The 20,549-nt window shown below is 66.6% G+C and carries 20 protein-coding genes, 1 tRNA gene and 1 pseudogene; 7 read left to right on the top strand and 15 right to left on the bottom strand.

The window, feature by feature from the left end:
• Nucleotides 1-915 (top strand): hydroxymethylglutaryl-CoA lyase, encoded by a 915-nt coding sequence (locus DQ229_RS00590; protein WP_114964332.1) that lies wholly within the window; start codon nucleotides 1-3, stop codon nucleotides 913-915.
• A 33-nt stretch (nucleotides 916-948) separates the two neighbouring features.
• Here the strand turns inward: DQ229_RS00590 and DQ229_RS00585 are convergent, their stop codons facing one another.
• From DQ229_RS00585 to kynU, 3 genes are all read right to left on the bottom strand, one after another.
• The gene (locus DQ229_RS00585; RefSeq protein ID WP_238380903.1) at nucleotides 949-2,124 is read right to left on the bottom strand and encodes a PQQ-dependent sugar dehydrogenase; all 1,176 of its coding nucleotides are present in this window, start codon (nucleotides 2,122-2,124) and stop codon (nucleotides 949-951) included.
• 113 nt (nucleotides 2,125-2,237) lie between these two features.
• Nucleotides 2,238-3,161 (bottom strand): AEC family transporter, encoded by a 924-nt coding sequence (locus tag DQ229_RS00580; RefSeq protein ID WP_114964330.1) that lies wholly within the window; start codon nucleotides 3,159-3,161, stop codon nucleotides 2,238-2,240.
• A gap of 39 nt (nucleotides 3,162-3,200) precedes the next feature.
• Nucleotides 3,201-4,406: a kynureninase gene (gene kynU / locus DQ229_RS00575; RefSeq protein ID WP_114964329.1), complete on the bottom strand. Its 1,206-nt coding sequence runs from the start codon at nucleotides 4,404-4,406 to the stop codon at nucleotides 3,201-3,203.
• 354 nt (nucleotides 4,407-4,760) lie between these two features.
• Here kynU and rplM point away from each other — a divergent pair, with 354 nt between their 5' ends.
• Together rplM and rpsI are read left to right on the top strand one after the other, a co-directional pair.
• Nucleotides 4,761-5,225 (top strand): 50S ribosomal protein L13, encoded by a 465-nt coding sequence (gene rplM / locus DQ229_RS00570; protein ID WP_114964328.1) that lies wholly within the window; start codon nucleotides 4,761-4,763, stop codon nucleotides 5,223-5,225.
• A 2-nt stretch (nucleotides 5,226-5,227) separates the two neighbouring features.
• Nucleotides 5,228-5,716 (top strand): 30S ribosomal protein S9, encoded by a 489-nt coding sequence (rpsI, locus tag DQ229_RS00565; protein ID WP_114964345.1) that lies wholly within the window; start codon nucleotides 5,228-5,230, stop codon nucleotides 5,714-5,716.
• Nucleotides 5,717-5,961: 245 nt separating this feature from the next.
• On the opposite strand, the gene DQ229_RS00560 is transcribed toward rpsI, so the two are convergent.
• Nucleotides 5,962-6,609 carry a YrbL family protein gene (locus DQ229_RS00560; protein WP_114964327.1) on the bottom strand — a complete coding sequence of 216 codons (648 nt, stop codon included), beginning with the start codon at nucleotides 6,607-6,609 and terminating at the stop codon, nucleotides 5,962-5,964.
• Nucleotides 6,610-6,764: 155 nt separating this feature from the next.
• Between DQ229_RS00560 and DQ229_RS00555 the strand changes: the two genes are divergently transcribed.
• The gene (locus DQ229_RS00555) at nucleotides 6,765-7,427 is read left to right on the top strand and encodes a 5'-methylthioadenosine/S-adenosylhomocysteine nucleosidase (RefSeq protein WP_114964326.1); all 663 of its coding nucleotides are present in this window, start codon (nucleotides 6,765-6,767) and stop codon (nucleotides 7,425-7,427) included.
• 15 nt (nucleotides 7,428-7,442) lie between these two features.
• On the opposite strand, the gene DQ229_RS00550 is transcribed toward DQ229_RS00555, so the two are convergent.
• The 3 genes from DQ229_RS00550 to DQ229_RS00540 form a co-directional block, all read right to left on the bottom strand.
• Nucleotides 7,443-9,731: a glycosyl hydrolase family 28-related protein gene (locus tag DQ229_RS00550; protein ID WP_114964325.1), complete on the bottom strand. Its 2,289-nt coding sequence runs from the start codon at nucleotides 9,729-9,731 to the stop codon at nucleotides 7,443-7,445.
• A gap of 243 nt (nucleotides 9,732-9,974) precedes the next feature.
• Nucleotides 9,975-11,336, bottom strand: coding sequence for a bifunctional UDP-N-acetylglucosamine diphosphorylase/glucosamine-1-phosphate N-acetyltransferase GlmU (glmU, locus tag DQ229_RS00545; protein WP_114964324.1), 1,362 nt, complete (start codon nucleotides 11,334-11,336; stop codon nucleotides 9,975-9,977).
• Between the two features lie 147 nt (nucleotides 11,337-11,483).
• A complete protein-coding gene (locus DQ229_RS00540) occupies nucleotides 11,484-12,713 on the bottom strand; it encodes a LysR family transcriptional regulator (protein ID WP_114964323.1) in 1,230 nt (409 codons plus the stop codon).
• 218 nt (nucleotides 12,714-12,931) lie between these two features.
• Here DQ229_RS00540 and DQ229_RS00535 point away from each other — a divergent pair, with 218 nt between their 5' ends.
• Nucleotides 12,932-13,666 carry a PIG-L deacetylase family protein gene (locus DQ229_RS00535; protein ID WP_114964322.1) on the top strand — a complete coding sequence of 245 codons (735 nt, stop codon included), beginning with the start codon at nucleotides 12,932-12,934 and terminating at the stop codon, nucleotides 13,664-13,666.
• 28 nt (nucleotides 13,667-13,694) lie between these two features.
• Nucleotides 13,695-14,366: a 4-carboxy-4-hydroxy-2-oxoadipate aldolase/oxaloacetate decarboxylase gene (locus DQ229_RS00530; protein ID WP_114964344.1), complete on the top strand. Its 672-nt coding sequence runs from the start codon at nucleotides 13,695-13,697 to the stop codon at nucleotides 14,364-14,366.
• Nucleotides 14,367-14,589: 223 nt separating this feature from the next.
• On the opposite strand, the gene argC is transcribed toward DQ229_RS00530, so the two are convergent.
• The 8 genes from argC to DQ229_RS00485 all read right to left on the bottom strand — a co-directional run bounded on the left by argC (nucleotide 14,590) and on the right by DQ229_RS00485 (nucleotide 20,107).
• Nucleotides 14,590-15,618, bottom strand: a complete 1,029-nt coding sequence (gene argC, locus DQ229_RS00525) for an N-acetyl-gamma-glutamyl-phosphate reductase (RefSeq protein ID WP_114964321.1) — start codon at nucleotides 15,616-15,618, stop codon at nucleotides 14,590-14,592.
• An 83-nt stretch (nucleotides 15,619-15,701) separates the two neighbouring features.
• Nucleotides 15,702-16,358, bottom strand: coding sequence for an aminotransferase class IV family protein (locus tag DQ229_RS00520; RefSeq protein WP_114964343.1), 657 nt, complete (start codon nucleotides 16,356-16,358; stop codon nucleotides 15,702-15,704).
• Nucleotides 16,328-17,461 carry an aminodeoxychorismate synthase component I gene (locus DQ229_RS00515; protein WP_114964320.1) on the bottom strand — a complete coding sequence of 378 codons (1,134 nt, stop codon included), beginning with the start codon at nucleotides 17,459-17,461 and terminating at the stop codon, nucleotides 16,328-16,330. The genes DQ229_RS00520 and DQ229_RS00515 overlap by 31 nt, the downstream gene beginning before the upstream one ends.
• A gap of 214 nt (nucleotides 17,462-17,675) precedes the next feature.
• On the bottom strand, nucleotides 17,676-18,314 hold the full coding sequence (gene rplI, locus DQ229_RS00510; RefSeq protein ID WP_114964319.1) for a 50S ribosomal protein L9: 639 nt from the start codon (nucleotides 18,312-18,314) through the stop codon (nucleotides 17,676-17,678).
• 11 nt (nucleotides 18,315-18,325) lie between these two features.
• Nucleotides 18,326-18,553, bottom strand: a complete 228-nt coding sequence (gene rpsR / locus DQ229_RS00505) for a 30S ribosomal protein S18 (protein WP_114964318.1) — start codon at nucleotides 18,551-18,553, stop codon at nucleotides 18,326-18,328.
• A gap of 29 nt (nucleotides 18,554-18,582) precedes the next feature.
• Nucleotides 18,583-18,939 carry a 30S ribosomal protein S6 gene (gene rpsF / locus DQ229_RS00500; protein WP_114964317.1) on the bottom strand — a complete coding sequence of 119 codons (357 nt, stop codon included), beginning with the start codon at nucleotides 18,937-18,939 and terminating at the stop codon, nucleotides 18,583-18,585.
• Nucleotides 18,940-19,596: 657 nt separating this feature from the next.
• A tRNA-Ala gene (locus DQ229_RS00490) sits at nucleotides 19,597-19,672 on the bottom strand.
• A 105-nt stretch (nucleotides 19,673-19,777) separates the two neighbouring features.
• A complete protein-coding gene (locus DQ229_RS00485) occupies nucleotides 19,778-20,107 on the bottom strand; it encodes a TIGR02300 family protein (protein WP_114964316.1) in 330 nt (109 codons plus the stop codon).
• A 161-nt stretch (nucleotides 20,108-20,268) separates the two neighbouring features.
• On the opposite strand from DQ229_RS00485, the pseudogene DQ229_RS00480 reads away from it, so the two are divergent.
• Nucleotides 20,269-20,549 (top strand): annotated as a pseudogene (locus DQ229_RS00480) (M48 family peptidase); the annotation flags it as partial.

Genomic DNA, 20,549 nt, shown 5'->3' with positions numbered 1-20,549 from the left:
ATGCCCTCCTTTCCCCCCGCCGTGAAGATCGTCGAGGTCGGCCCCCGCGACGGGCTCCAGAACGAGCCGCGCGATATCCCCGTGGCCGAGCGGATCGCCCTGATCGAGGGGCTGGCCGATGCGGGCCTGCGGGTGATCGAGGCGGGCAGCTTCGTCTCGCCGCGCTGGGTGCCGCAGATGGCGGGCACCACCGAGGTGCTGGCCGGGCTGCGCCGGGATGCGGGGGTGTCCTACCCGGTGCTTGTGCCGAATATGAAAGGGCTCGATGCTGCCGCGCGCGCTGAAGGAGTCGAAGAAATCGCTGTTTTTGCAGCGGCTTCCGAGGCATTTTCAATGCGAAACATAAACTGTTCGATCACCGAGAGTCTTGCGCGATTTTCCCCCGTTGTCGCTGCCGCGCGCGCGCGCGGCTGGCGGGTGCGCGGCTATGTCTCTTGCGTGCTGGGCTGCCCCTATGAGGGCGAAGTCGATCCCGCGCGGGTGGCCGAAGTGGCGGCCGAACTGGCCGCGCTGGGCTGCTACGAGATATCCTTGGGCGACACCATTGGCGTGGGCACCCCACTGCAGGCCCGCGCGATGGTGGGGGCCGTGGCCCGGCAGGTGCCGGCAGACCGGCTGGCCGTGCATTTCCACGACACGCGCGGCCAGGCGCTGGCCAATGTGCTTGCGGTGCTCGATCAGGGGATCGCCACGGTCGATGCCTCGGTGGCCGGGCTGGGCGGCTGCCCCTATGCCGCCGGGGCCAGCGGTAACCTGGCCACCGAGGATCTGGTCTACATGCTGGATGGCATGGGGGTGGAAACCGGCGTAGATCTGGCCCGGCTGGCGCAGGTGGGCTGGCGGATATCCGACCTGCTGGGCCGCCCGCCGGCCTCGCGCACATCACAGGCGCTGCGCGCCGCGCAAGCGGGGTGAGCGGCGGCAGTTTCCATGCCGCCGGCGAAGGCCTTACCCTGCGGGCACAAGTCGCAGCAGCGGGGCATCCTCGTCATCGACTATGATATAGACAAAACCGTCATCGGGCCCGACGGCCACATCGCGGATGCGCCAGCCTTGCCCCTCAAGCAGCCGCTCCGGCGGTGCGACCTGATCGCCCTCCACCGCGAACAGCCCCAGATACTGGTGGAACAGGTTGCCGATCAGCATTTGGCCCTGCCAGTCGGGGAAGGCGTCGCCCTCGTAAAAGGCCATGCCCGAGGGCGGGAAGTGATCCTCGCGCCCGGGTTCCCAATGATAGGCAGGCGCGATGAAGCCGTCGCCCTCGCGATGCGGGTCGGCGAAGGGCTCACCTGTGCGGTAATCGACGCCGAAGGCCGCCAGCGGCCAGCCATAATTGCCGCCGCGCTGGACAAGGTTCACCTCGTCGCCGCCGGCCTCGCCATGTTCGGCCAGCCAGATGTCGCCGCTGTCGGGATGCACGGCCATGGCCTGGATGTTGCGGTGGCCGTAGGACCAGATCGCGGGGGCGGCACCCTCCTGATCGACAAAGGGGTTGTCCTCGGGGATGCCGCCATCCAGCGTCAGCCGCAGCACCGCGCCGTTCTCGCTGCCCAGATCCTGCGCGATATGGCCGGGGCCGAAATCCTTTTGCCCGCGGTCGCCGGTGCCCATGAAAAGATGCCCGTCATGGAACACGATGCGCGAGCCGTAATGCGCCTGCGAGTCCATCGCCGGGCCGACCTGGAAAAGCACCTCCAGATCGCGCAGCGCGCCGGTCTCGCGGTCAAGCCGGGAGCGGCCCAGATGGGTGGTGGTGGCGCTGCTATCGACGCGGCCCGCCCAGGTCATGTAGACCAGTCCGCTTTGTGCGAAATCGGGCGCCACGGCAATGTCGAGCAACCCGCCCTGACGGCGCGCGTCAACCGCGGGCGCGCCGGAAATCTCGTGAAGGGTGCCGGTTTCGGCCTCCCAGAGCTTCACCGCGCCGGGCCGTTCGGTCAGCAGGATATCGCCGCCGCTACCGGGCAGAAATGTCATCCCCCAGGGGTGCTCGAGCCCTTCGGCCAGGATCTCGACCTCGTGAATCTCGGCCTCGGCGGGCGAAAGCGCCATCGCCCCAAGCGCGACGGCGGCCAGCGCGACGGTGGCGGTCATCCGGGTCTTGCGCGGTGTCGGGGTCAACATGTTGGTAGTCCTCCTTTCTTGTGCAGGTGGTTGCACAACAGGTGGCCCTGCGGCGGCGGATTTCAAACACCGGGTGCGATCTCGGCTCTGTCAGGCGGCGGCGATCCGCCGGGTCAGAGCCAGCTTGCGGCAATGAGCGCGGCCAGCGGAATGCTCAGCGTGCCCAGCAATGTCTGCACGGCGATAATATTGGCCATCAGAACATGATCGCCCCCCATCTGCCGCGACAGGATGAAGGACGAGGTCGCCGTGGGCAGCGCCTGAAAGACCAGCACGACCACGGCCTCCATCCCGCTCAGCCCGGCCAGGCGGCAGGCGGCGAAGGTCACCAGTGGCAAGAGGCCGAACTTGAACGCGCTGGAGGCCATGATCGGCGCGCCATGATGGCGCAGCGCCCCCAGCCGCAGCCCCGCCCCCACGCAGATCAGCCCCAGCGCCAGTGAGGCCTGCCCGAGCGTGCCCAGCGCCCCCGATACCCCGATGGGCAGGCCCAGCCCGGTCTGCTGCAGCACCATTCCCAGCACGCAGGCCAGCAGAAGCGGGTTGCGCGCAAGATTTCCCAGCACCTGGCTCATCTGTGCCCGCGCGGCGCTGTAATGGCTGAAGGCCAGCACACTGAGGATGTTCACCGTGGGCACGATGGCGGCATTGGCCACCGCCGCCAGCGCCGTGCCCTCGGCCCCGTAGAGGCCCGTCGCCACCATCACGCCGACATAGTTGTTGAAGCGGATGCCGCCCTGAAAGACCGAGGTGAACCCCGCGCCATCGACCGCCACCCAGCGCCGCAACGCAACGATCACCGCCGCCGTGACCACGATCGCGCCGATCAGCACCATGAAGATCCGCCCCAGCGGCACGGCGGTCAGGTCGGCAGTGGCCAGCCCGTGGATGAACAGTGCCGGCAGCAGCACGAAATAGCTCAGCCATTCGGCCTGGCGCCAGAACTCGTCGGACAGCAGGGCGCGCTGCCGCAGCCATGCGCCGAAACCGATCAGCAGGATCACCGGCAGAAGTGCTGCCAGAACGGTCAGAAGCATGTGTCGTGGTCCTGCCTGCTCATGTGCTCCTCTCGCGGATCAGGTGACGCGTGCGCGCACACGGTATTGCGGATCGTCCCACAGCCGCTGCTTCATCACCCGTGCAAGGGTGGCTGTGGCGGCGTCAACCTCGGCGGGGCCGATATAGAGCGGGGTGAAGCCGAACCGCAGAATGTCGGGCGCGCGGAAATCGCCGATCACCCCTTCGGCGATCAGCGCCTGGATGATGGCGTAGCCCTCCGGGTGGCGAAAGCTGACCTGGCTGCCGCGTTCGTCGGCGTTGCGCGGCGAGGCCAGCGTCAGCGTGGGGCAGGCGGCCTCGACCCCGGCGATGAATTGTTCGCACAACGCGACCGAGGCCGCGCGCAGCGCGTGCATGTCCACCGCGTCCCAGATATCGAGCGCGGCCTCCAGCGCGGCCATCTGCAGCACCGGCGGCGTACCCACGCGCATCCGCTCAGCACCCTGCGCGGGGCGGTAGGACGGCTCGAAGGCAAAAGGCGCGGCATGGCCCAGCCAGCCCGAAAGCACCGCGCGCGCGGCCTCGGCGTGGCGGGGCGCGACATAAATGAAGGCTGGCGCGCCGGGGCCGCCATTGAGGTACTTGTAGGTGCAGCCGGCAGCGAAATCGGCCCCCGCCGCGCCCAGATCGACCGGCAGCGCGCCGGCGGAATGCGCCAGATCCCACAGTGTCAGCGCTCCGGCCGCATGGGCGCGCGCGGTCAGCGCGGCCATGTCATGCTTGCGCCCGGTGCGGTAATCGACCTCGGTCAGCATCAGCACGGCCACGCTGTCGTCGATGGCGGCGGCGACCTCCTCGGGGGGCACGGTGCGCAGCCGGTAGCCGCGCCCAAGGCTCTGGCACAGCCCCTCGGCCATGTAGAGATCGGTGGGAAAATTGCCGCTGTCCGACAGGATCACGCGGCGCTCGGGGCGCAGCTCCAGCGCGGCGGCCAGGGCCTGATAGACCTTGATCGAGAGCGTGTCGCCCACCGCCACGCTGCCCGGCTCGGACCCGATCAGCCGCGCGATACGGTCGCCAAGGCGGGCGGGCTGGGCCATCCAGCCGGCGCGGTTCCAGCCGGTGATCAGCATCTCGCCCCATTCGTCGCGCACCGCCTGCCGGACGCGTTCCGCCGCCGTCACAGGCATTGGCCCCAGCGAATTGCCGTCCAGGTAGATCACACCTTCGGGGATGTGAAAAAGCGCGCGTGTGTCTGAGAAAGTGGCTGAGAAATCGGTCATGGTTCCTTGCCGCCCCGGGTGTTACGCAGGCCGTGATCCGACCGCCTGCCTCTTTCCTAATCGGGTGCTGCGGAATTTCCCACCCTCAAACAGGGTCCAGTGCGCCGCAGTGCCGGCCCGCATGGGGCAAGCGCCGGGCCGCCTTCGGCGAGGATATTTTCGTCACAGTGAAGGGCAGGGGGGCTTGCTGTGGGCAAATGTGGGGTATTATAATACCTAATTCACAATATCATGTTTTTGCAGGGTTTTTTGAGGCATATGGCCCTTGACGCGAAGGCACAGATGCTTAGAAGGGCGCCATGCGAATGTTGGCGGGTCCGCCCGCCGTCTGACCTATCTGGACAGGACCGGAAAATGAAAACCTTTACCGCAACACCGGCGGATATCGACAAGAAATGGATCCTGATCGACGCCGAGGGCGTGGTTCTGGGTCGTCTTGCCTCGATCGTCGCCATGCGCCTGCGCGGCAAGCACAAGCCGAGCTTCACGCCGCACATGGATATGGGCGACAATGTCATCATCATCAACGCCGACAAGGTGCAGATGACGGGCCGCAAGCGTGACGACAAGCAATACTACTGGCACACCGGGTATCCCGGTGGGATCAAGTCGCGCAGCGCGCGGCAGATCCTGGAAGGCGCGCATCCCGAGCGTGTGGTGACGAAGGCGGTGCAGCGGATGCTGCCCGGCGGCAAGCTGAGCCGCCAGCAGATGACCAATCTGCGCGTCTATGCCGGCGCCGAGCACCCGCACGAGGCCCAACAGCCCGAGGTGCTGGACGTTCGCGCGATGAACAAGAAGAACACCCGGAGCGCATGATCATGGCCGAAGAACTCAAATCTCTCGACGATCTGAAAGCGGCCGTGCCCGGCGAAGCGCTGGCGGCCGAAGCCGAAGCCCCGCGCGAGCCTGTGCGCGACAAGCTGGGCCGTTCCTATGCCACCGGCAAGCGCAAGGATGCCGTGGCGCGGGTCTGGATCAAGCCCGGATCGGGCCGTGTCACCGTGAATGGCAAGGATCTCGACAGCTATTTCGCGCGCCCCGTGCTGCAGATGATCCTGCGCCAGCCGTTCCAGGTGGCCGGTGTCGTCGATCAGTTCGACGTCATGGCCACGGTCAAGGGCGGCGGGCTTTCGGGGCAGGCGGGGGCCGTCAAGCACGGCATCTCGAAGGCGCTGCAACTCTATGAGCCGGGCCTGCGCGGCGCGCTCAAGGCTGCCGGCTTCCTGACCCGCGACTCGCGCGTGGTCGAGCGCAAGAAATACGGCAAGCGCAAGGCGCGCAGGAGCTTCCAGTTCTCCAAGCGCTGATCGCCGCACTGCCATGGATGCAGGATTGCGCCGCCCGACAGGTTTCGGGCGGCGTTTTTCGTGCGTGACGGGCGATGTTTAATGCCATATAGCTAGCGTTCACCCAGCTTCATTCCGTTCCGAACAGAGGGCATGCGGCCGCCCGAGGTGGGCGCGGATGCGCCCGCCAGTGGGGCGGGCGCATGCCCGGGCCTCAAGCGGCCCGGGCCAGGTGAATCCGATCAAGTGTGATATCCCTTAACCTTTTATGCGGGAAACCTAGCACTTGTGACCGATGCCTGCGCATGGGCGATACGGGTTTCCAGTTTGGTTTTGGCCTGCCGCATCCAAAGCGAATGAATCCAGCGGAAATTGGAGCGTGCCAGAATCATGGTGAACTCGCCCAGACCATCGACGACGACCAGCCGCGTCGGCGTGTCGCCTCGCATGACCACGCAAATGTTTGAAAGGTTCAGGTCGCGAAAGACTGCGCCGTCGCGTTGAATCTTGCGCAACAGCTCCACCAGTGGCGCGTGAAGTTCTTCTACAGAACAGGGGGGGGGCCGCAGGTACTGGCTGACGGTACGCGACATTCGGCCTGAATCCACATCGACAATTTTCTCAACCAGTTGGCCAGGGCCGAGGTTTGTATTCTCGAACCCGTAAAATCGGGGGAGATAGTCGGGGCATTTTCCTGTTCGTTTGAGCAGCCGCAGGTAGTGTTCATACTCGACATACCATTCGCGGAACGCGCCAAACCTGCGCTTGGTAGGGCGAAGGTAATCGCTGACCTTCGCGGGTTTGTCGCGGGACCGAAACACCTTGATCAACAGTTTATCATGTTCGGGATGGTTGAAGACCAAGCTGCCGCTTCCGTGGGCGACAGCGGCATCGGGGTCAAGGTGGATGGTCATCGGTGCGCTTGTCCAGCAATTTTGAATATCAGGATGAATGCCAGCCCATCATAGACTTGCAAAACAGCAAGGGCCAGTTCGACGTAATTTGCGCCCCGTCCGCCGCGCGCTTATCTGAAGGCGCCAGAGATGCGCGATTCGCCAGGGAGACTGCCATGTCCGATCTGCCGCTGACTCCGATTGCCGGACGCGATGTGTTGTTCGCGATGGCGGCCGCGCCGGAATACGGCCCGCATCTGCGCGCCCGTTTCACGCCGCTGATCACCGGCGTCGGTCCGGTCGAGGGGGCAGTGGCGACCGCGGCGGCACTGGCGGGGGCGCAGGCGGCGGGGCGGCTGCCCAGGCTGGTGGTTTCGCTGGGCTCGGCCGGGTCGGCGCGGCTGGAGCATTGCGCCGTCTACCAGGCCACGCATGTGGCCTATCGCGACATGGATGCCAGCCCGCTAGGGTTTGCGCGCGGTGTCACGCCGTTTCTCGATCTGCCCGCCGAACTGGACCTGCCGCATCGCATACCCGGTGTGGCCGGGGCCAGCCTCTCGACCGGGGCGAATATCGTCTCGGGGCCAGCCTATGGGCAGATCGCGCAGGACATGGTCGATATGGAGACCTTCGCCATCTTGCGCGCCTGCCAGCGTTTCGGCGTGCCGCTGATCGCACTCAGGGGGATTTCCGACGGGGTGCGCCCGCTCGCGGGGATCAACGACTGGACAGAGTATCTGCACCTGATCGATGAGCGACTGGCCGCCGCCACAGACCGGCTGGCCGAGGCGCTGGAAGACGGGGCGCTTGCCCTGCCCGCTGGTGCCGGCCACCCCTGAGCGCGACGCCACGCCTCAGACGGGGTTGTCCACCCGCGCCGTCACCAGCACCCGCCCTTTCGAGGCGCTCGCCCAGTTGATCCGCACCTCGCTGTTCTCTGCCCCCATCTGGGTCGAGGCATAGGGAAAATCGGTGCGGCGCTCGTCGTTGGGGCCGGTGATCTCGCCCTCGGGCACGATCGCGGTGACATTGCGCGCCCAGCCGCCGAAGGGCAGGTAAGGCCCCACATTGATCGTCCAGGCCCCCTGCGCGGTGTTCTGGTCATGGCGCAGCGTGACCGGGTTCGCCATCCTCTGGTCCACCCCGTTGAAGGCATTGCCCTGCACCGAGATGTTGCGAAACATCGCGTAATTCAGATCGGCATGGGTGGTATCGACCATCTCCACCCGTTCGACCGCGCCGTTGATCGTGCGAAACACATTGCCCGAGATATTCAGCCCGTTGACGAAATGCCCCGGCGCGAAGGGCTTGATCACCAGCCAGCGGAAGAACGGCGCCACCCCATTGCAGGTGAAGATATTCCCGGTGATCGTCAGCCCGCCGAAGGAAAAGCCCAGCTGCGCTGGGTCGGCGCTGTGCTCGTTGGTCCATTCGATCGCACAGTTGTCGATATAGTTGCCGGTGATCGTGGTCTTGACGTTGGTCTGGGTAAGCACCAGCCCCGCCTGCCGCAGCCCCTGCGGCTCGCTGTCGCCCTGAAAGAAGTGATTGCCCACGAACAGATGCCCCGAGCCATTGGCCACGCAGAAGGCCGCGAACATCACCGCGCGGTTGTTGCGGATCTTGGCATCATTGGCGTTGATGTTCATCGCCACCGATGTGCGGTCCTGCGCGGGCACGGGCATCTCGTCGGAAAGGAACTGGCAGCGATCCACCAGAAGCCCCTGGCAGCCCCGCCCGATCGAGGTGATGCCGCGGTCGCGCGGGCGGTTGAAAACGCAATCGGCCATCCGGTGCGTCAGCCCCTCGGGCGCCAGCATCATGCCGCTGGCCTCGCCTTTCAGCAGGAATTCGATCTCGGTGATCTCGAACTTGCTGAACTTGTCGAAGCCGCTGAAATCCAACGCATATCGGTCACGGGTGAAGGTGTAGCTTTGCGTGCCCTCCGCATCGAACAGCGGCTGGCTCAACGTGATCGTGCCCGCGCCGGGGTTGGTCTCGGTGACATAGACCTCTCGGCCCACGCCAGCGCCACTCACCCGCGCGCCCACCGCGATCTGCGCCACATTGGCCACGTCCGACAGTCGCCGCGGCTGTGCCGGGTCATAGGTGGCCTGACGGGTCCAGGTGGCGCTGTCCCAGGCGGGGCCTTCCTGAATGTCGATCATTCCGTTGGTCAGGCAGCGCCGCATCTCGAACATGGCCAGGTTGTTGGCCGTGGCGTGTACGTCCACCGGCGCCTCCAGCCGCACGCGGCGGCCCTTGAGGTCAAGCGTGACATGATCGGTGAAATGGAAAAGCGCTTGCATGGCCTTGCGAAAGCCCAGGTCGTCACTGCCAAACGCCGCCTGGTATGTGGGAAAATCATAGCTACGGGTCAGTTGTAGCCGCGTGTCGGGGGCCATGACCAGCGTGCCCTCAAAGCGCACCGGCGCGTTCAGCGTCAGATGCGCGCCGATATGGTAACCCCCCTCGGGCACCAGGATCTGCCGCCCCTGCGCCGCCGCGTCGGCCGCCAGAAAGGCCGCGTGGTCGTCGGTCACGCCATCGCCCGCCGCGCCATAATCCTTCACATCGACCCAGTCCATCATCTTGCGGTGGAACACCGCCGTGACATCCTCGATCTCGATATCGTCGATCCGCACCACTCCGCCGGTGGGCCCGGTCAGGTCGATCCCGAAATGTCCATAGATCGGCTCAAGCCCCCAGGCCAGATCGACGCCGGGGCGGCTGCCCGTGCCGATGATGGCTGATACGGTGACCACCTCGCCGTAGGCCTCCAGCGCCACCTCGTCACCCTGCTGCGGCACATCCGCGACATGGGCATTGCCCGCGCCGCCGGCCCATCCGGCGATCCGCACCTCGGGCAGGTTGCCGCTGATCGCCTTGAGGCGCACCCGCACCCGCAGGTAGCACCCCGGCAGGATCGGGGTCTCGCCCATATACCGCAGGCGTTGCACGGCCTCGGTCTTCTGCAACTCCAGGCAGCCGCCGAAATCCGCGTCCGAAGGCACGAAGGCCGCATTGGCCGCGCCCTCATAGGTCGGGCTTCCGGGGGTTCCGTCTTCGCTCGACCAGACATCCAGCCCCGCCGAAAACGGCGGCGGCATCAGCATCAGCCCGTCGGTAATCGCCTTGTTCATCTCCGCAATCCCTGCCTCGTTGCACCCTGTGCGCCCTGCGCTGCCGCCCCGGGCTTGCACCGTGGCCGGGCATGGCGGCCCGTCCCCCGGTCGTCCCGATGGCGAAAAGGGGTATCAAACCGGATTTAAGAGATCTTAACCCGAGCGTGCGCAGCCCGCAGGCAACACCCTGCCGCGCAGCCCAAGAAGACAGGCAGAGGCTGAGGTAATACGTTTTATATCAATGCACTGAGGGGCGGTCCGTCACGAATCGCCGCTCTCGCCCCGGCTGTCCGTGCGCGCGCCGCGCAGCCGCGCGAAGAACCGCGCGGCAAAGCCCGGCTTGTTCTCCTGAGGCGCGCGTGAAAGCCCCAGCGCGCCCTCGGGCACATCCCGGGTGATGACCGATCCGCTTGCCGTCATCGCGCCTTCGCCCACTGTGACCGGCGCCACCAGCATGGTGTCCGAGCCGATGAAGGCGCCCGCGCCGATCTCGGTGCGGTGCTTCGAGACCCCGTCGTAATTGCAGGTGATGGTGCCCGCCCCGATATTGGCCCCCGCGCCCAGATGCGCATCGCCGATATAGCTGAGGTGATTGACCTTGGCTCCCTCGTCGATGATGGCATTCTTGACCTCGACGAAATTGCCTACGCGGACATCCTCGGCCAGTTCCGCCCCGGGGCGCAGCCGCGCGAAAGGGCCGACCACGGCGCCGCGGCTGATGTGGCAGCCCTCCAGATGGCAGAACGCCCTGATCTCGGCCCCCGATTCCACCGTCACACCGGGGCCGAACACCACATTCGGCCCGATCACGCTGTCGCGCCCGACCCAGCTGTCCAGCGCGAAATGCACGGTCTCGGGCGCCACCAGCGTCACGCCGTTCTCAAACGCCTCGGCACGGGCGCGGGCCTGGAAGGCGGCCTCGGCCGCGGCCAGTTCCGCGCGCGAATTCACGCCCAGCGTCTCGGATTCGTCGCAGCGCACCACCCCCGCCGAAAGCCCCCGCGCACGCGCCAGCGCCACGATATCGGTCAGGTAATACTCGCCCGCCTCGTTATCGTCGCCCACCGCAGCGACCAGTTCCATCAGGGTGGCGCTGTCGGCGCAAAGCACCCCGCTGTTGCACAAGGTGATGGCGCGCTCGACCGCGCTTGCATCCTTGTATTCGACAATGCGCTCAAGCCGCGCGCCCGCCATTACCAGCCGACCATAGCGCCCCGGGTCGGCCGCCTCGAAGCCCAGAACCACAATGTCATGCTCCGCGCGCGCCGCGCGCATCGCCTCCAGCGTCTCGGCCCGGATGAAGGGCGTGTCGCCATAAAGCACCAGCGCATCGCCCGAAAACCCCTCCAGCACGGGGGCGGCCTGTGCCACCGCATGGGCGGTGCCCTTCTGCTCCTGCTGCACCACGATCACACCCTCGGAGCATTCCGCGCGCGCCGCCGCGCTCACCGCTTCGGCCCCGTGCCCGGCCACGATCACCGTGCGCGCAGGCTCCAGCGCCGCGCCGGCCCGCAGCGCATGGGTCAGCAGCGGCACCCCGGCCAGCGGATGCAGCACCTTGGGCAGGTCTGAATTCATCCGTGTCCCTTGTCCGGCGGCCAGAACGATCAGGGCTGTCTGCATGGCTCTCTCCCGCGGCGCTGCGCTTTCAACTGCCGCCTGTTTCGCCGATCGCGCGCGCCGGGTCTAGGCCTTCCGGCCAAAGGCCCGGGCCCGGCCAATCCCGGCGCGCCGCCATCCCCCATCTTCTTGGCAAAAATATCCATGCCGTCAGGCCTGCGGCAAGCACAGTCGTTGGCCGCTGCCGCGTTCGGCAACCACCTGTTGCAGGATCTCGATGAAGCGCGCCTGCGGCAGGCTGGGCGCGCCGCCAGAATGCATGGTCAGCCCGATCGGCCGTTCGCTCTCGGACAGCTCCAGCGGCAGCCGCGCCAGCAGCCCGGCTTCCACTTCACGCTCGACCTGCGCCGCCGAGATCAGCGTAATTCGGTCGCTGGCCAGCAACAGCCCGACCATCACGCTGTGCGCGCCGGTCTCGATTGGCGCGGGAACCCCGCGCGGCGGCGCAAGCGCGGCATGCAAGGTCTCGAAGTGCGACCGTGCAGGGGCATTCTCGCGTGGGGCGACCCAGGGGTAGCCCGCCAGATGCGCCGGCTCTAGCGGCGTCTCGTGTAGCAGCGGATGACCGGCCCGCGCCACCAAGGTAAGCGGATCGCGAAACAATTCGGTCTGCACCAGTTCGGCTGGCAGATCATCGCTGCGCAGCGCGCCCAGTATGAAATCCAGGTCCCCGCGCTTGAGCGCCCGCGCAAGCCCCGCGTAATGCCCGTCGGCCACCTCGACCGCGACGCGCGGATATTCGGCGGCAAAGCGGCACAGCGCCTCGGGCAACAGCGCGCTTTGCGCCAGCGGCAGGCAACCCACGGCAAGCCGCCCGCCGAAATCGCCGCGCCAGTCGGCGATGTCGTGGAACGCCTGCGCCACGTGATGCAGCGCCAGCTTGCCCCGGCGGGCCAGTTCGCCCGCCTGCCGGGTCGGGCGCAGGCCGGCGCTCGTGGGCTCGAACAGCGCCACGCCAAGCAGCCGCTCCAGATCGCGGCAGGTGCGGCTGATCGTCGAAGGCTCGCGCCCCAGCCGCCGCGCCGCGGAGACAAAGCTGCCATGCTCGACCGCCGCAGCCAGCGCATGAAGTTGCCGCGCCGAAACCAGCCGGTGCAGATGCCCCCCCGCGCCGATGGCTTGCACCCCAAGCCGCAGTTGTTCCAGCCCGCGGGCGGCCCGCTCCAGGAATATCCGCCCCGGCTCGGTCGGGCGCGCGCCTTGTGCGGTGCGGGCGAAAAGCGGCACGCCCAGCCGCGCCTCAATCCCCGCCAGCGCCTGCGTCAGCGCCGGCTGCGACAGGTTGATCCGCTGCGCCCCGGCCGAGAGCGAGCCGCATTGCGCCACCGCCAGAATTCCATTCAGATGCCGCAGGTTAGGCAGATTTTCCCGGTCTGACAAATCGGCAATCCCCGGTTACAAAATGCGCCTTTCCACGATCGTGGTGCATTTCTGACTACAGTATTTTCAGGGTTTTCGGAAAGCCGTTTCTGGATTAGCGAAAGCCCCTGTGCGGGAACTGAATATTCACTGCAAGTCGCTGTGTCATTCAGATTTTTCAACCCGGTCGTTTGGGTGCAGGATGCGCGTAATCCAAATGCGTCGTGAAAGGTGTCCCGATGTCCGAACGCAAGACAGCCCTGGTCGTCAGTGCCCATTCCGCCGATTTCGTCTGGCGCTGCGGCGGCGCGATCGCGCTGCACCAGAAAAAGGGCTATGACGTCACCATCGTCTGCCTGTCCTATGGCGAGCGCGGCGAAAGCGCCAAGCTGTGGAAGGAACCCGGCGCCACGCTCGAAGGCGTCAAATCCGCCCGCCGCAAGGAGGCCGAGGCCGCGGCATCGGCGCTCAACGCCCATGACATCCAGTTCTTCGACCTGGGCGATTACCCGCTCGAGATGGACCGCGATGCTAAATACCGGCTGGTCGATGTGATCCGCAAGGTGCAGCCCGAGTTCATGCTCTCGCATTCGAAGGACGACCCTTACAATACCGACCACCCCTATGCGACGAAAATGGCCATTGAGTGCCGCATGATCGCGCAGGCCTGGGGCCACAACCCCGGTGAAAAGGTGCTTGGTGCGCCCCAGCTTTACCTGTTCGAGCCACATCAAAGCGAAATGTGCGGCTGGAAGCCCGACACCATTCTCGACATCACCGATGTCTGGGACGAAAAGCGCGCCGCCATCGAATGCATGCAGGGCCAGCAGCACCTGTGGGATTATTACACCAATGTCGCGCAGAATCGGGCCAATCAGTTCCGCCGTAACTCGGGCGGGCAGGCGGGCGGGCGGCCCGCGCGGTATGCCGAATCGTTCCAGTCGATCTTCCCGCGCACGGTCGATACGCTTTGATCCGCCCCGGCCAAGAAGGAGAATGAATATGGCAGTCGTGGTTCAGAATATCGAGCGCGCCGACAAGGCGGTGATCGAAGGGCTGGCCCGCGCCGGCGTCGCCACCGTGCACGAGGCCCAGGGCCGCAGCGGGCTGATGAGCGCGCGGATGCGCCCGATCTACACCGGCGCGCGCATCGCCGGTTCGGCGGTGACGATCTCGGTGCCGCCGGGTGACAACTGGATGCTGCATGTCGCCATCGAGCAATTGCAAAAGGGCGATGTGCTGGTGCTCGCACCCACTTCGCCTTGCGACAATGGCTATTTCGGCGATCTTCTGGCCACTTCGGCGCAGGCGCAGGGATGCATCGGCATGGTGATGGATTCGGGCGTGCGCGACGTGCAGGACCTGACCGAGATGCGCTTTCCCGTCTGGTCCACTGCCATTTCGGCGCAAGGCACGGTCAAGGAAACGCTGGGGTCAGTCAATGTGCCGGTGGTTTGCGCGGGCGCGGCCGTCAACGCGGGCGACGTGATCGTCGCCGATGACGATGGCGTCTGTGTGGTGCCGTGTGCAAAGGCGGCCGAGGTGCTGGAAAAGGCCAATGCCCGCGTGGCCAACGAGAATGCCAAGCGCGAAAAGCTCGCCGCCGGGGTGCTCGGCCTCGATCTTTACGACATGCGCGCGCGGCTTGCCGAAAAAGGCCTGAAATACATCTGAGCAGGGCGCGGGGCACTGCCCTGCGCATACCGCCGGAGCCGCGCCGCCCCGGCCAGAGCACCGAGTTTCGGCGCGGCTGCGCCGCACCGATGCCTGCGGCGCGGATATTTCCTTCACAGTGAAGATACGGCGCGCGCGGACCTGCCCCTTCACTGTGAGAAAAATATCCCCGCCGGAGGCACTGGCGCGGACTCAAGGGCCGCAGGCCCGCCGCGCCAGCCGTTCAGGGGAAGACAGGCGCCAGCATCAGCCCCTCGGTTTCGGGCAGGCCCAGCATCAGGTTGGCGTTCTGGATGGCCTGCCCCGACGAGCCCTTGGCCAGATTGTCGAGCGCAGCCACCACCAGGGCGCGGCCCGGCACCCGGTCGCCGATTACGCCCAGATGCACGAAGTTCGACCCCCGCACATGCCGGGTCGACGGCAGCGCGCCGAAGGGCAGCACATGCAGGAAGGGCTCTTCAGCATAGCGCGCGGCCAGCGCCGCGTACACCGCCTGCGGATCGCCATCGACATAGGCATCCAGCAGGATGCCCCGGTTCATCGGCAGCAGATGCGGGGTGAACTGCACCTGCACCGGGCGCCCGGCCACGGCTGAAAACTCCTGGTCGAACTCGCCCAGGTGCCGGTGCCCGCCGCCCGCGGCATAGGGGTGGGTGCCCTCGGAAAGCTCGGCGTGCAGCAGGTTTTCCTTCAGCGCACGGCCCGCTCCCGAAACCCCGGCCTTGAGGTCGAGGATGATCCGATCGGGGTCGATCACCCCGGCTTCCAGCAGCGGGCGGATCGCATATTGCCCGGTGGCCGCGTTGCAGCCGGTGCCGGCCACCAGCCGGGCGGTGCGGATATCGTCGCGGTAGAACTCGGTCAGCCCATAGACGGCCTCGCGCTGCAACGCGGGCGCGGCGTGGGGCTTGCCATACCATTTCTCGTACTCTGCCGGATCGCGCAGCCGGAAATCGGCCGAAAGGTCCACGACCTGCAGATCGCGCGGCAGGCCGGCGATCACCGCCTGGCTGGTGGCGTGGGGCAGGGCGCAGAACACCAGATCATAGGCCGACATGTCCATGTCCTCGATCCGCGCCAGCGGCGGCAGGTCGAGATGCGCGAGATGCGGAAAGACCTCGGCCATCGCCATGCCGGCCTTGCGGTCGCCCGAAAGGCCCGCCACCTCCATGCCTGGATGCGTGGCGATCAGGCGCACGAGTTCCGCGCCGGTATATCCGCTGGCACCCAGTACCGCGACCCTGTGGCTCATGTTGCATACTCCTGGCAAGCCGATCTTGTGGCGGGTTGTGCCGCCGTGCCGCGCCGGGGTCAAGGCCGGGTGGCTGCGGGCGCTCAGCCGGCCAGCCGGGCGGGGATCAGCCCGCGCAGCGAATTGCCGACCCAGAGGCGCGCGCGCGCGAGGTCGGCCAGCGGCAGCCGCCCCTCGCGGCAGGTGCCGGCATCCAGCATCTCGGCCCGCAGTACGCCGGGCAGCAGCCCGCAGGCCAGCGGCGGGGTCATCAGCCCCTCGCCGAGGTCGAAGAAGACCGAGGTGATGGCGCCTTCGCACAACTCGTCTTCGGTGTTTGCGAACAGGTATTCGTCGATGCCTTTGGGCAGGGCGGCGCGGGCCTGATCGTAAAGCGCGCGTTGGCTGGTCTTGTGGCGCAGCCAGATGTCATCGGGCGCCAGCCGCCAGGGCGCCAGCGCAACCCGCCACAGCGCAGGCGGGGGGCCGGCGAGCGGCGCGGCCTCGACCTGCGGCGTGCCGTGGCGGTCGATGGTGAGGCGCAGGCGCAGCGGGCCGGGATCGTCCGGGCCGGTGCCGTGCGGGCCGTCGAGCAGCGCGGCGATGCGTGCGCGGTCGAACGGAATTCCGAGGGCGTGGCAGGTGGCTTGCGCCCGCGCAAGATGGCGGTCGCCGCGAATGGCACGGCCGCCCTGCCAGCGGAGGGTCTCGATCACGCGGAAGTCGCCGGTCAGGTCAGATGCGCGAAACGGGCTTTCCATAGGGCCTCCTCGTATTCGCCATCGGCGGTGGAATCCTGCACCACGCCACCGCCGACATTCATCACCGCTTCGCCGCCGTCGAAAAGGGTCAGGGTGCGGATGGCCACATTGAACTCGGCGCGGCCATCGGGCGCAAGCCAGCCGATGGCGCCGCAATAGGCGCCGCGCGGCGCAGGCTCCAGGCTGCGGATGATCTCCATCGCGCGGATCTTGGGGGCGCCCGTGATCGAGCCGCAGGGAAACAGCGCGCGCAGCAGCGTCTCCGGGGTGGTGCCCGGCTGCAACTGGCCGATCACCTGCGACGACATCTGGTGCACGGTGGCGAAGCTCTCGACGCTGTAAAGCGCGGGCACCTTGACCGATCCCGGGTGGCAGATACGGCTTATGTCGTTTCGCAAAAGATCAACGATCATAAGGTTTTCGGCGCGGTTCTTTAGGCTTTGGCTTAGCTCATGGCGGGCCTTGGCATCTTTGGCCGGGTCAGGGTGGCGCGGGGCGGTGCCTTTCATCGGGCGGGCCTCGATCCGGCCCTGGGCATCGATGCGGAAGAACAGCTCGGGCGAACGCGAGAGGATCGCGGGCGTGCCCTCGCCCCGGTCGATCAGCGCGCCATAACGCACCGGCTGGCGGCGGCGCAGCGCGCCGTAAAGCGCCTGCGCGCCCCCGTCGGCCCGTGTGTGCAGCGGCATGGTCAGGTTGATCTGATAGCAATCTCCCGCTGCGATGTAGTCGGCCACGCGGGCAAAGGCCCGGCCATACTGCGCGCGCGTCCAGCCCGGGCGCAGCGGGCCAAGCGTCGCCCTGCCTGCGGCGTCGTGACAGGCGGCCAGCGCGGCGGCGCCATCGCGCGGGGCATCATGGACAGTGAAATCAAGCAGCGGCAGGCGGCGCTGCGCGGGCATCAGCGGCGCAAGCCGCGGCTCAAGCGCATAGCCCAGCTCATAGGCGGCATATCCGGCCAGCCAGAACCCCTGCGCCTGCGCAACCGCAAGCGCGGCCAGCGCGTCGGGCACTCCCTCGGGCGTGGTAGCGGCAATGCGGGCAAGGGGCGCATCGAACAGGGCAGGGCGCCCTTGCTGCGGGCCATGGTCGAACAGGATCATCCTGCCTCCGCTGGGACATGGCCATTCCGGAAGGACGCCGGCAGGCCCTTTCGATTTGAAATTGCCTCAGAACAATAGCTTGCAGCGCGCTTCCCGGTCCGGCCCCTTGGCGAAAGGTTTTGCTGGCCCGGCCAGCCAGGGACGAAGCAGAAAGCCCGCCCGCGGCGGGTGCCGGGGCGGGCTGAACGCGGTGCGGGCAGTGCGCCCCGGCGGCTCAGGCGTCGCGCGGGTCTTCGCTTTCGCCGCTGTCGCGCGGGTCGGCAGCCTCGGCGCGATACTCTTCGTCTTCGTCCAGCGCGGCGGCGCCGACATCATCGAACAGCTCGGAGATCTCGAACTCGGCCTCGGCCTCGGCCTCGGCGGCGACATCCTGGATCGACTTGCCCGAAGCCTGCAACTCGGCCTCTTCGGGCGAGCGGGCCACGTTGATGGTGACCTCGACCGACACTTCGGGGTGCAGCACGACATGCACCTTGTGCAGGCCCAGCTCCTTGATCGGGCTATCGAGCACCACCTGCCGGCGATCGACCGACACACCTGCCTCCGACACCGAATCGGCGATGTCGCGGGTGCTGACCGAACCATAGAGCGCGCCGCGGTCCGAGGCCGAACGAATCACGACAAAGCTTGCTTCGTCGATCCGGGCGGCGAGGCCCTCGGCCTCCTTGCGGGTTTCCAGGTTGCGGGCCTCGAGCTGGGCTTTCTGCGCCTCGAATTGCGCGATGTTGCCCTGGCTGGCGCGCAGGGCCTTGCCCTGGGGCAGCAGGTAGTTGCGGGCGAAGCCGTCCTTGACGGCGACCACATCGCCCATCTGACCGAGCTTGGCCACGCGTTCCAGAAGGATCACTTGCATGGTCTCACTCCTTACTTGACGGCGTAGGGAAGCAGCGCCAGGAACCGCGCGCGCTTGATGGCGCGGGCCAGTTCACGCTGCTTCTTGGACGACACGGCGGTGATGCGCGAAGGCACGATCTTGCCGCGCTCCGAGATATAGCGCTGCAACAGCCTTACATCCTTGTAGTCGATCTTCGGCGCATTGTCGCCCGAGAAGGGGCAGACCTTGCGACGGCGGAAAAACGGTTTGGTAGCCATAGGTTAAAGTCCTTTGCCGAGATTTGGGATCAACGCCGGCGGTCGCCGCGGTCGCCACGGTCGTCACGCTTCTGCATCTGCGCCGACGGACCTTCCTCATGCGCGTCGACCTTCACGGTCATGACCCGCATCACGTCGTCATGCAGGCGCATCAGACGCTCCATTTCCTGCACGGCGGGTGCGGGGGAGTCGGTGCGCAGAAAGGCGTAGTGGCCCTTGCGGTTCTTGTTGATCTTGTAGGCCATCGTCTTCACGCCCCAGTATTCCTGGTCCACGACCTTGCCGCCGTGGTCCGACAGGACAGTGCTGAAGTGTTCAATGAGGCCCTCGGCCTGCGCGCTGGAAAGATCCTGGCGCGCAATGAAGACATGCTCGTAAAGCGGCATGTTATCTCCGTCATGTTCGGGCGCACTTCACTGGGCGGGGGTGAACCCTTCCGCAATCCCGCCCGCGAGAGGCTGCGCCAGTCACGAATACTGCGAAAGGATGGGGCTTTATACAGGTTGCGGATCGCGGCGCAAGGGGGAGGTGGCCGGGTCTTGCCGAGCGGCGCTGACGCGCCGTTCGCCGGCCGGGGAGCACTGTGCCATATTCCGCGAATGGTCATTGCGAGAGGGGGGAGAGGAACGCCGATGGATGAGGCCCTGCGTCACGCGTCCGACCCGATCGAAACCTGCAAGAAGAACTTGCCCTGCCCGGTGTGAGCAGGGGCAGCTTCATGCACCGCCCCGCACTGCCGGCAGGCCTGGGCCACGTTGCCGAGTTCGCTGGCCGGCCCCAGCACGCTGAGCTTCTGCTGCGCCGCCTTGCTTCCCGCATCCCGCGGAAGGCGCTTTTTCGCTGTCGGTGATTGTCCTATCGGGCGATCCTCCTTCCCAAGAAAAGCAGGGAAAGAAGGTTAAGTGGACAGGAGGGGAAATGGCAAAAGGGCAGCACCTTTCCTGCATCGATTCCTCGGACGCGACCTATTACCCAGGTGTTACCCCACAAAGAAAAAGCCCCGCTGGTGCAGGGCCGCTCTTCGTCTAAGTCTTTGTTTTATTTGGTGGAGCCAAGGGGAGTCGAACCCCTGACCTCTTGAATGCCATTCAAGCGCTCTCCCAACTGAGCTATGGCCCCACCGGGGTGCGAAGGCTTTGCTTCGCTGAGGGGGTATCTATGCAAACCCCCGGAGCGGCGCAAGGGGAAATTTCGGCCCGCGCGCCTCATCTGTCGGTGTTTGTTTCAGGTGTCCTCGTCGTCGTCGGCCACATCGGCCAGGTCGTCGAGTGCGACGCTGTCGTCGTCTTCGTCATCGAGCAGATCATCCTCGATATCGACGTCGTCGCCACCTTCGACCAGCAGGTCTTCATCGGCATCCTCGGTCGCGGCCTTGCGCTTGTCGGCCACCACGGATGCGGGCGTGGCATTGGCAGCCGGCCCCTTGCGCCCGGTGAGGTCGATTTCGACGACCTCGCCGCTATAGGGGCTGACGATGGGTGACTTGTTCAGGTCGTAGAAGCGCTTGCCGGTGGTCGGGCAAATCCGCTTCACGCCCCATTCTTCCTTGGGCATGGGATCCCTCTTGGTGCAATTGCCGTGAGTCGGAGCCAGTTGCCACAACCTGCCCATGCTGTCAAAGTGTTTCGCCCGCGGGCGCGGAATTATGATATTGCGGCAGCGCAGACAGGTCCGCACCGATGGGGCCCCGGGCGGCCATGCAGGAGCAGAAGGGCATGGAGAGCGAAGTTCTTCCGGGCGAGCCGCCCGTCGAGATCACCTTGCGGCGTTCGGCCAGGGCGCGGCGGTTTTCACTCAGGGTTTCGCGGGCTGACGGGCGGGTGACGCTGTCACTGCCCTTGCGGGCCTCGCGCCGTGCGGCGCTGGATTTCGCCCGCGAGCAGGAGGACTGGCTGCGCCGCGCATTGGCCGGGCTGCCGCCTGCGCGGCTGGTCGCACCGGGCGGCCGGGTGCTGTTCGAGGGGGGCGAGATCCCCGTCGTGGCGGCCCCGCTGCG

This window comes from Alkalilacustris brevis (assembly GCF_003350345.1).
Classification (GTDB): Bacteria; Pseudomonadota; Alphaproteobacteria; order Rhodobacterales; family Rhodobacteraceae; genus Alkalilacustris; species Alkalilacustris brevis.
The sequence above is the reverse complement of the archived record's forward strand: the minus strand, read 5'-3'. Positions and strand labels throughout refer to the sequence as shown.

Excerpts from the sequence above, each read along its gene's own strand:
- kynU (WP_114964329.1), bottom strand. The coding sequence starts at position 4,406 with ATGACCGATTTCTCAGCCACTTTCTCAGACACACGCGCGCTTTTTCAC.
- glmU (WP_114964324.1), bottom strand. The coding sequence starts at position 11,336 with ATGCAGACAGCCCTGATCGTTCTGGCCGCCGGACAAGGGACACGGATG.
- DQ229_RS00550 (WP_114964325.1), bottom strand. The coding sequence starts at position 9,731 with ATGAACAAGGCGATTACCGACGGGCTGATGCTGATGCCGCCGCCGTTT.
- DQ229_RS00560 (WP_114964327.1), bottom strand. The coding sequence starts at position 6,609 with ATGACCATCCACCTTGACCCCGATGCCGCTGTCGCCCACGGAAGCGGC.
- DQ229_RS00515 (WP_114964320.1), bottom strand. The coding sequence starts at position 17,461 with ATGATCCTGTTCGACCATGGCCCGCAGCAAGGGCGCCCTGCCCTGTTC.
- rpsR (WP_114964318.1), bottom strand. The coding sequence starts at position 18,553 with ATGGCTACCAAACCGTTTTTCCGCCGTCGCAAGGTCTGCCCCTTCTCG.
- rplI (WP_114964319.1), bottom strand. The coding sequence starts at position 18,314 with ATGCAAGTGATCCTTCTGGAACGCGTGGCCAAGCTCGGTCAGATGGGC.
- DQ229_RS00535 (WP_114964322.1), top strand. The coding sequence starts at position 12,932 with ATGTCCGAACGCAAGACAGCCCTGGTCGTCAGTGCCCATTCCGCCGAT.
- argC (WP_114964321.1), bottom strand. The coding sequence starts at position 15,618 with ATGAGCCACAGGGTCGCGGTACTGGGTGCCAGCGGATATACCGGCGCG.
- rplM (WP_114964328.1), top strand. The coding sequence starts at position 4,761 with ATGAAAACCTTTACCGCAACACCGGCGGATATCGACAAGAAATGGATC.
- DQ229_RS00585 (WP_238380903.1), bottom strand. The coding sequence starts at position 2,124 with ATGTTGACCCCGACACCGCGCAAGACCCGGATGACCGCCACCGTCGCG.
- DQ229_RS00530 (WP_114964344.1), top strand. The coding sequence starts at position 13,695 with ATGGCAGTCGTGGTTCAGAATATCGAGCGCGCCGACAAGGCGGTGATC.
- DQ229_RS00580 (WP_114964330.1), bottom strand. The coding sequence starts at position 3,161 with ATGCTTCTGACCGTTCTGGCAGCACTTCTGCCGGTGATCCTGCTGATC.
- DQ229_RS00590 (WP_114964332.1), top strand. The coding sequence starts at position 1 with ATGCCCTCCTTTCCCCCCGCCGTGAAGATCGTCGAGGTCGGCCCCCGC.
- DQ229_RS00485 (WP_114964316.1), bottom strand. The coding sequence starts at position 20,107 with ATGCCCAAGGAAGAATGGGGCGTGAAGCGGATTTGCCCGACCACCGGC.
- DQ229_RS00520 (WP_114964343.1), bottom strand. The coding sequence starts at position 16,358 with ATGGAAAGCCCGTTTCGCGCATCTGACCTGACCGGCGACTTCCGCGTG.
- DQ229_RS00555 (WP_114964326.1), top strand. The coding sequence starts at position 6,765 with ATGTCCGATCTGCCGCTGACTCCGATTGCCGGACGCGATGTGTTGTTC.
- rpsF (WP_114964317.1), bottom strand. The coding sequence starts at position 18,939 with ATGCCGCTTTACGAGCATGTCTTCATTGCGCGCCAGGATCTTTCCAGC.
- rpsI (WP_114964345.1), top strand. The coding sequence starts at position 5,228 with ATGGCCGAAGAACTCAAATCTCTCGACGATCTGAAAGCGGCCGTGCCC.